Source organism: Planktosalinus sp. (assembly GCF_059864935.1).
The window spans coordinates 1-5,192 of record NZ_JCBCCK010000464.1 but is presented as its reverse complement, the minus strand read 5'-3'; the positions used below and the strand labels follow the sequence as shown (position 1 = coordinate 5,192).

Sequence of the window (5,192 nt, the reverse complement as noted above, 5' to 3'; positions counted from 1 at the left end):
AAACGGAGCCACACAAAGGGCAACGGGAGCCACATTGTCTTCTACTGTTACCACAGTTGTACAAGTAGACGTATTCCCGTTTACGTCTGTTACGGTTAAAGTAATGGTGTTGTCACCTATATCTGCACAGGTAAAATCAGTCTGGCTGATGGTAATCGTGTCTATAGCACAATTGTCCGTACTTCCGGCTTCGATCATTGCAGCGGTGATACTGGCTTCTCCATTGGCATCAAGTTGAATGGTAAACGGGGCCACACAAAGGGCTACCGGAGCTATAGTGTCTTCTACTGTAACTACAGTTGTACAAGTGGATGCATTTCCGTTTAAGTCAGTTATGGTAAGCGTAATTATATTGTCACCAATGTCTGCACAGGTAAAGTCGGTTTTATCAATTTCAATGCTGATATATCCACACAAATCAAAACTACCGTCATCAATATCGCTTACTGTTATGGAAGCTTCTCCGTTTGCATCCAACTGAATGGTAAATGGAGGTTTACACAAAGCTGTTGGAGATGTAGCAGGGCCTGTAATGACAGTTGAGAATGCTCCTGAGGCAACAAAGTTTGAGGTCGTTCCGTTTAAAACGAAATTTTGAAGCGTACCGTTAAAATTGCCGGTTTCATCAATTAAGGTTGTAATGCCTGTATTGTTTCCACCTGCTACTCCCTGATTAAAGGTGTAGTAGGCCACCAGATTGGGTTCACTTAAGGCAATACCCTCATTGGCATCCTGAATAATCAAACATTGGACTCGGGCTTCACTCCAAATGGCCAGTTCATCAATCTCACCAACAAATACCTGTGAGCCATCGGTTCGTGAACCAATAGTCATCATATTGTTTACTCCGGTGGAAGTATCTCCTCCAAATACAGTTCCGACCTGTTGACCATTAACAAAAACATCTACGGTACTGGTTGAAGCTGTCCATCGCGCTGCGATATGGTGGGTGACTCCTAAAGTTAGTCCGGCAGAAGTTCTTACACTGTACACCGCGCCTGAAGCAGCCACGTATACATACATCTCTACCTGACCGCCAACATTGGACATACTAATGTTAAAGTAATTGTTCTGGTCCTTTTGGGCAAAAAATACACGTCTAAATCCGGGTTGTGTACCTCGCACATAGCCTTCTACAGTAATATCGTTGTTAGGAATGTCATCAAATAAAGCAGGCAAAGCTACAGTGACATGATTACTTCCTCCATTAAAATGAAGTGCATTCCCCGGGTTTTGTGCAAAGAAAAATGAAGAGCACAAGACAAAAGCAATAAGTAGGTAATTTTTTTTCATGATGTTTGGGACTATAAATTGTTTGGTTATTTCCTGGTTAAAAGTATATAAATTTTCACATCACTAAAAAATAATGTGGTAAAATAGACGCCTTGAGGTATTAATTTATAGGGTTTTACCCCAAATTTTAGCTTATTTTACCTGTTTTTTCAGTTGATAGTAAATGTCTTTTAAGTTCTGCTTTTTTTATTATTAACAAATAGCCGCTTATTCGGTAAACATCAATAAAATAAGGGCTTTAAAAAGTTTTTAGTTTCGTTTCAATTGAACATATCATCCTAATAAACCCAAGCAATTTTTAACAAAAATATAATAATTCTTTCAGTTAGAATGCATTTCATCGAAAAAATATGTTTTTCATAGATATTTTGGACAAATATATGATTTATTTTGTAGGAAAATTCAATAGTAGTACTTTTAATTAAAAAATGGCCATAGTCATTTTCAACATTTTTTTGACATATTTCCCCATTAATGAAAAAAATAACACTGTTAAAAAATAAAATTAACTTAACATTTAACAGATATTATTAACTTATTAAGTTTATTTTTTATGCTTTTTTTACCTTTTTATTAATCTTTTAGTCGTTATTTTGTCGGGTCAATAATTCTCATTAATCAGCTCCTATCGATTTAGATTTTTACTTCATTAGTTTCTTGTTTTTTTGATTCTATTTCCTAAGAAAGTTTCATTTCATTGTATTTTTTTTTAAAATAAATTGTATAATTGAAAATGAAACAGATTAAAATCAGAAATTTAATTTTTTTCAATACCCCAAACTAAAAATGAACGAAACCAGCAATCTTAAGAGGGCAAGTGCCGTGAGCACCTTTGAAATCATTGATTCTGTACCGGAAGAAGCCTATGACAACATCACCCGTTTGGCTTCATACATTTGTGAAGTTCCGGTTGCAATAATCACAATTATTGATGCTGATAAACAGTTTTATAAATCGGCCTTTGGTGCTGACTTCAAGATTACTTCTATTGAAAACTCCATTTGCTATCATACCATTCAGCAAAAATCAGATATTACAATTATTGAAAACACCCATAAAGACCCCCTCTTTAAGGACAACCCTTATGTAGTTTCAAAGCCAAATATTTCATTCTATGCAGGGGTTCCGCTTAAAACCCCTGAAAACATTCCGATAGGAACACTTTGCGTGATTGATTTTAAGCCAAATGCCCTTACCAAAAAACAAATTGAATCACTCAAATCATTAGCCCGACAAGTAGAGCAGCTTTTGAGTTTAAGAAAATCTCAAATTGAAGTTAAAAAAAGCAAAAACAGGCTACGGGACAAAACTGACAAGCTCAATAACATCATCAAAGCGACCCGTATAGGCACTTGGGAATGGAATTTAAAAACCGAAGAGGTCATTATAAATGAACGATATGCAGAGATGCTGGGCTACAGTATTAAAGATTTGACACCTTTTACCAAAGACACCTGGTTTAAACTGTTGCACCCCGAAGACCATAAACTGGCAGAAAAAGCGCTTTCAGCTTGTTTTGAAGACGACACCGATTTTTACGATTTTGAATGCCGGATGATTCACAAAAAAGGACACATTGTTTGGGTGTTTGATAGCGGAAAAGTTATTCAAAGGAACGAGCAGGGAGAGCCCTTGCTGGTAATGGGAACCCATAGAGACATTACCAAAAATAAAACTACTGAAATCAGGCTTCAAAATATTACAGACAACATCCCCGGTGTGGTGTTCAGGTATTTTAGAAATTCAAAGGGCAATGACAAATTGGTTCAATTAAGCAAGGGAGCCCTTGAGGTTTGGGGCTACACCCCCGAAGAAATCATGGAAGACAATATGCTGGTGTGGAACAGAGTTCATTATGATGATGTAAAATCATTGATAAAGTCCATAGAAAAAGCCTACAACAATTTTGCTTACTGGTCGCACGAGTGGCGCTACCTGCACCCTAACGGAGAAACCCGATGGCAAAAAGGTTTCGGTAATCCAACAAGAACTGGCACAAACACTATTATCTGGGACTGCTTTACCCATGACATTACCGAAAGAAAAAAAACAGACAGTATCATCAAATACAATGAAAAGAGGTTCAAAGCCCTTGTTCAGGAAGGTTCAGACTTTATCTCAATCCTTGACCGTGATGGCTTCTACATTTATATTAGCCCTACCTCACAAAGGTTGATGGGCTTTACTTCGGAGGACTTGCTTGGCAAAAACGTAAAAGAGTTTGTACACCCTGATGATTGGCAGGAACTGTCTGACAATTTCAAATTGCTCAAAGAACAAAAACAAATTTCAACAAAACCATTCCGGTATAAAAACAGCAATAATGAATGGCGCTGGATTGAAACAACAGCTACCAATCTATTAAGGGACCCGGCCATTGAAGGCATAGTCACCAATTCCAGGGATGTTACTGAACACATCATCTATGAAAATGAGTTACAGGAAAGCAACGAGCGGTATAATTTAGTCAATAAAGCCACAAACGACGCTATTTATGACTGGGATATCGTGAATGACAACTTTTACTGGGGTGATGGTTTGGAAAGGTTGTTTGGGCATAATTATTCAGACAAAGTATTTCGATTGCAAGATTGGAGCAACCTCACCCACCATCAAGATTCAAAAAGTCACCAAAAACGCTGGGAAAATTTCTTTAGCGATAAAAACCAAAACACATGGAAAGACGGGTTTCGGTTTTTAAAAGCTGACGGCTCTTATGCCTATGTTGAAGAAAACGGTTTTATCATTAGGGATTCCAAAGGAAAACCCATCAGAATGATAGGCGCATTGAGAGACAAAACAGCTTCAAAAATAAATGAGTTGCAACAACAGCTTGAATTTAAACTGGCAAACTTTTTTAAAGAGCGTGACAACAAATTGGATCAAACACTCGATGAAGTTTTAAATTATCTAATCAAATTTACAGAATTTGACACCGTTGAAATCTGGCTCACCAACACCAACAAAACACACCTCAACCTGTTTAAAGCATATAAACAAAATAAAACCGGCAAAGCCTTTTATAAAGCATCCAAACATATTACTAAATTTGAAAAAGGCGAAGGCTTTCCCGGAACCATCTGGAAGTCAAATACTATTCAGGTTTTGGACAATATTGACTCCAATAAAAAATTCATCAGGCAAGACGCGGCAAAAATTTCAGGCCTGAAGTCTGCATTGGGCATCCCGCTGACACACAACCAAAACACTATAGGCGTATTGGTTTTTGCCGGTAAATTGCCTTCAAAAAATATTAAGGAGGAAATCAATATACTTGAACCCCTTGGTCAATATCTGGGTGCGGAAATCAAACGTAAACAACAGGAAGAAGAAACACAACTGTTTTTTGACAACTCTCCGGAAATCATGGCTGTGGCGGGCCCCAATGGCTATTTCACTAAGGTCAACCAGGCTTTTTCTGATATATTGGGCTATCCCAGTGAAGAAATCACCTCTCAACCCTTTACAAATTTTATACACCCCGACGATTTAAATCAAACAAACAAAGAATATACAGAAACCATAAGCGGTAAGAGACTCGCCAACAATTTTATCAATCGCTACCGAACCAAAACAGGAGAGTACCGCTGGATTTCCTGGAGTTCATCTGAAGTATATGGTGAAGACAATTTTGCCTATGCCTACGGAAAAGACATCACCGATTTGATTGAGTTGCAACGGCTGTTTGAGAACACCGCTAAACTGGCAAATATAGGAAGTTGGGAACTCGACTTAAGAGATTCGGCAGGAGCAGACAACCTGTACTGGAGTGCTATGACTCTTGAAGTTATGGAGGTTGATAAGCACTACAATCCCAACAACTCTGCCGGACTTGAATTTTTTATTGGAGAACACAAACGCAACCTCTCAAAAGCGGTTCAAAACCTCATTAAAACCGG

At 37.9% G+C, this 5,192-nt stretch carries 2 protein-coding genes; one reads left to right on the top strand and one right to left on the bottom strand.

The features are described 5' to 3' along the window. On the bottom strand, window positions 1-1,293 hold a 1,293-nt coding region (locus AC6F75_RS13705; RefSeq protein WP_500715652.1), incomplete at its 3' end, for a LamG-like jellyroll fold domain-containing protein. Between the two features lie 786 nt (window positions 1,294-2,079). Between AC6F75_RS13705 and AC6F75_RS13700 the strand changes: the two genes are divergently transcribed. Then, window positions 2,080-5,192, top strand: a 3,113-nt coding sequence (locus AC6F75_RS13700) for a PAS domain-containing protein (protein ID WP_500715651.1), incomplete at its 3' end; no start/stop codon positions are given.